The following is a 4681-nucleotide window of genomic DNA, read 5'->3' as shown; positions in this document are numbered from 1 at the left end:
AAGAAGCTGGTGCTGATTTCGTTGGATTAGACGAGTACTTACAAAAAATTAAAGATGGTTGGACAGATGTTGATGTGATCATCACTATGCCAGCTGTTATGGGTAAATTAGGTCCATTAGGTCGTATATTAGGACCTAGAGGTTTAATGCCTAACCCTAAAACAGGTACAGTAACTATGGATGTTGCTAAAGCTGTAGCAGAGGTAAAAGCTGGTAAAATTGACTTTAAAGTTGATAAAACTGGTATCGTACATGCAGGAATTGGTAAAGTTTCTTTTGGAGCTGAGCAAATTTATGACAATGCACACGAAATTATTCAAACATTAATCAAACTTAAACCAACTGCTGCTAAAGGTACCTATATTAAAGGTATTCACCTTACAAGCACTATGAGTCCAGCAATTGCGTTGGATCCTAAAGCAGTATAATTGGTAGTTAATAATTTTTAGTATGACTAGAGAAGAAAAATCAATCGCGATTGAAGAATTAACTGCACAGTTAGCTGGTACAAATATTGTTTATGTAGCAGATATTTCTGGATTAAATGCAGAAACGACTTCAAGTTTAAGAAGAGCTTGTTTTAAAGCAGGGATCAAGTTAGAGGTTGTAAAAAACACTTTACTTGCTAAAGCAATGGAAGTGTCAGAAAATGAATATGGTGAATTACCTTCTGTATTGGTAGGTAACAGTGCTATCTTTATTTCTGATGTTGCTAATGCTCCAGGTAAAATCATTAAAGATTTCCGTAAAAAATCAGCTAAGCCAGTTTTAAAGGGTGCTTATGTGAATGCAGAAGTTTATATAGGAGATGATCAATTAGATATGTTGGCAACAATTAAATCTAAAGAAGAACTTCTTGGAGAACTTATCGGATTATTACAATCACCAGCTCAAAGAATTATTGCTGCTTTGCAAAACAAATTTGCAGGTCAGGAAGTTGAAGCTGAAACAGAAGCTGAACAAGCATAATAAGATTGCATTACGCTTTTCTTATTATTTAATAAGCGCACAATAAACAAAATATAATTTTACAAATCATTTTAAAACGATAGAAAAAATGGCAGATTTGAAACAATTCGCAGAACAATTAGTTAGCTTAACTGTAAAAGAAGTTAACGATTTAGCAACAATATTAAAAGATGAGTACGGAATCGAACCAGCTGCAGCTGTAGTAGTTGCTGGTGCTGGTGGTGGCGAAGCTGCTGCTGAAGAAGCTCAAACTGAATTCACAGTTGTATTGAAAGAAGCTGGTGCTTCTAAATTAGCTGTTGTGAAAATGGTAAAAGAATTAACTGGTTTAGGTTTGAAAGAAGCTAAAGATATAGTTGATGGTGCTCCATCTAACATTAAAGAAGGTGTAACTAAAGATGAGGCTGAAGGTCTTAAAAAATCTTTAGAAGAAGCTGGTGCTGTTGTTGAATTAAAATAATTCAAACATAGTTTAAAATAAGGTTTAGGTCTTGAGTTTTATCACTCAAAGACCTAAACCATTTTTTCGTATAATAAAAGTCTATATTGTTTAGTACAATTTAGGTTTTCATAATAAAGCTTTTTACCCGTTACGAGGAAAAAAAATTAACAGATAATAAGAAAGTAGTTATCTTAAAATTGATTTTTAAAGATGTAACGGTCTTAAAAACAAAGTATAAATAAAATATATTTATACACAAAAAATTACTTTTTTAATCAAAATTTTGTCCATTGATGATAACAAATCAGACTGAAAGATTGAATTTTGCCTCTACTAAAAACATTCCTGCATATCCAGATTTTCTAGATGTTCAGGTTAAATCTTTTCAAGATTTTTTTCAATTAGAAACTAAATCTGACGAAAGAGGCAATGAAGGACTTTACAATACCTTCATGGAAAACTTTCCAATTACAGATACAAGAAATAATTTTGTACTGGAATTCCTTGACTACTTTGTAGATCCACCACGTTATACCATTCAAGAATGTATAGAAAGAGGTCTAACGCATAGTGTGCCTTTAAAAGCAAGGTTAAAACTATATTGTACTGACCCAGAACACGAAGATTTTGAAACTATTGTTCAAGATGTATATCTTGGTACAATTCCTTACATGACACCAAGTGGTACTTTTGTAATAAACGGAGCAGAACGTGTTGTTGTTTCTCAATTACACAGATCTCCGGGTGTTTTCTTTGGTCAGTCTTTTCATGCTAATGGAACAAAATTATATTCTGCGAGAGTAATTCCTTTTAAAGGATCTTGGATAGAATTTTCAACTGATATTAATAGCGTAATGTACGCTTATATCGACAGAAAGAAGAAATTACCTGTAACGACTTTATTCCGTGCAATTGGATTCGAAAGAGACAAGGATATCCTTGAGATTTTTGACCTTGCTGAAGAAATTAAAGTTTCTAAAACAGGACTTAAAAAATATATCGGTAGAAAATTAGCTGCTCGTGTATTAAATACATGGCATGAAGATTTCGTAGATGAAGATACGGGTGAAGTAGTTTCTATCGAACGTAACGAAATAATCCTTGATAGAGATACTATTATCGACAAAGATAATGTTGAAGAAATCATCGATTCTAACGTTAAATCTATTTTGTTACACAAAGAAGATGCTAATCAAGCTGATTATGCTATCATCCATAACACGTTACAAAAAGATCCAACAAACTCTGAAAAAGAAGCTGTTGAGCATATCTACAGACAATTGCGTAACGCAGAACCGCCTGATGAAGAAACTGCTCGTGGTATTATTGATAAATTATTCTTTTCTGACCAACGTTACAACTTAGGTGAAGTAGGTCGTTATAGAATGAATAAAAAATTACAGTTAGATATCCCGATGGAAAAGCAAGTGCTTACCAAAGAAGATATTATAACAATCGTTAAGTATTTAATTGAATTGATTAATGCGAAAGCAGATATTGATGATATTGATCACTTATCAAACCGTCGTGTGAGAACAGTTGGAGAACAATTGTCTCAACAATTCGGTGTTGGTCTAGCTCGTATGGCTAGAACTATTAGAGAGCGTATGAACGTTAGAGATAACGAGGTATTTACACCAATCGATTTGATTAATGCTAAAACATTATCATCGGTGATCAACTCTTTCTTTGGTACTAACCAGTTGTCTCAATTTATGGATCAAACGAATCCATTAGCTGAGATCACGCACAAGAGAAGATTATCAGCCCTAGGACCAGGTGGACTTTCGAGAGAGAGAGCTGGATTTGAGGTTCGAGATGTTCACTATACACACTACGGACGTTTATGTCCTATTGAAACGCCAGAGGGTCCAAACATTGGTTTGATCTCATCTCTTGGTGTTTATGCTAAAGTGAACGGAATGGGATTCATTGAAACTCCTTACCGTAAAGTAACTGAAGGTGTTGTCGATTTAGAATCGACTCCTATTTATTTAAGTGCTGAAGAAGAAGAAGGTATGATGATTGCGCAAGCAAATATCGAAATGGATAATACAGGTAAAATTGCTTCTGAATTTGTTATTGCACGTCAAGAGGGTGATTTTCCAGTTATTACACCATCAGAAGTTCATTATACAGATGTTGCACCAAACCAGATTGCTTCGATCTCTGCATCTTTGATTCCTTTCTTGGAACATGATGATGCGAATAGAGCCTTGATGGGATCTAACATGATGCGTCAGGCCGTACCATTAATTCGTCCTGAAGCTCCTATTGTTGGAACTGGTTTAGAGCGTCAAGTAGCTTCTGACTCTAGAGTATTAATCAATGCTGAAGGGCATGGTGTTGTAGAGTACGTTGATGCTAATATTATTACAATTAAGTACGATCGTTCTGAAGAAGAAAGAATGGTTAGTTTTGATTCTGATGATAAAACATATAATCTAATTAAATTTAGAAAAACCAATCAAGGAACTAGTATTAACTTGAAACCTATCGTAAGAAAAGGGGACAGAGTTATTCCTGGTCAAGTATTGTCTGAAGGTTATGCTACTCAAAATGGTGAACTTGCTTTAGGTCGTAACCTAAAAGTAGCGTTTATGCCATGGAAAGGGTACAACTTTGAGGATGCGATTGTAATTTCTGAAAAAGTAGTTCGCGACGATATTTTTACTTCAATTCACGTAGATGACTACTCATTAGAAGTAAGAGATACGAAATTAGGTAATGAAGAGTTAACGAATGATATTCCTAACGTTTCTGAAGAGGCTACTAAAGACTTAGATGAAAACGGTATGATTAGAATTGGTGCCGAGGTTAAACCTGGTGACATTTTGATCGGAAAAATTACTCCAAAAGGAGAATCAGATCCTACTCCAGAAGAGAAATTGCTTCGTGCGATCTTCGGGGATAAAGCAGGTGATGTAAAAGATGCTTCATTAAAAGCGTCTCCTTCTTTACACGGTGTAGTTTTGGATAAAAAATTGTTTGCAAGAGCAGTAAAAGATAAACGTAAACGTACTCAAGATAAAGATGCTTTAGGATCTCTTGAGATGGACTTTGAAGTTAAATTCTCAGACCTTAAAGATAAGTTGATCGAAAAACTTTTCTTAATCGTAAACGGAAAAACATCACAAGGTGTAATGAATGATTTGGGTGAAGAAGTTTTACCAAAAGGTAAAAAATATACTCAAAAAATGCTTTATGCTGTTGAAGATTTTGCTCACTTAAGCAAAGGTCAATGGGTAGCTGATGATGCAACTAATAAAA

Annotated in this window: 3 protein-coding genes and 1 pseudogene; all 4 read left to right on the top strand. The window is 34.4% G+C overall.

Features of this window, described 5'->3' with window-relative positions; translation table 11 throughout:
* A pseudogene (locus WBQ70_RS02020) lies at positions 1-428 on the top strand (50S ribosomal protein L1); the annotation flags it as partial.
* A 22-nt stretch (positions 429-450) separates the two neighbouring features.
* The gene (rplJ, locus tag WBQ70_RS02015) at positions 451-969 is read left to right on the top strand and encodes a 50S ribosomal protein L10 (protein WP_423909863.1); all 519 of its coding nucleotides are present in this window, start codon (positions 451-453) and stop codon (positions 967-969) included.
* An 88-nt stretch (positions 970-1057) separates the two neighbouring features.
* Entirely contained in the window at positions 1058-1429 is a 372-nt protein-coding gene (gene rplL / locus WBQ70_RS02010; RefSeq protein WP_423909860.1) for a 50S ribosomal protein L7/L12, read from the top strand.
* A 275-nt stretch (positions 1430-1704) separates the two neighbouring features.
* Positions 1705-4681 (top strand): DNA-directed RNA polymerase subunit beta (rpoB, locus tag WBQ70_RS02005; RefSeq protein WP_423909857.1); only part of this gene is annotated, 2977 nt, incomplete at its 3' end.

This window comes from Flavobacterium sp. (genome assembly GCF_049590715.1).
GTDB lineage: Bacteria > Bacteroidota > Bacteroidia > Flavobacteriales > Flavobacteriaceae > Flavobacterium.
Note: the sequence above shows the minus strand (reverse complement) of the source record. Positions and strands in the feature narration are given on the sequence as shown.

Coding starts and splice junctions, on each gene's coding strand:
- rplL (WP_423909860.1), top strand. CDS start 1,058: ATGGCAGATTTGAAACAATTCGCAGAACAATTAGTTAGCTTAACTGTA.
- rplJ (WP_423909863.1), top strand. CDS start 451: ATGACTAGAGAAGAAAAATCAATCGCGATTGAAGAATTAACTGCACAG.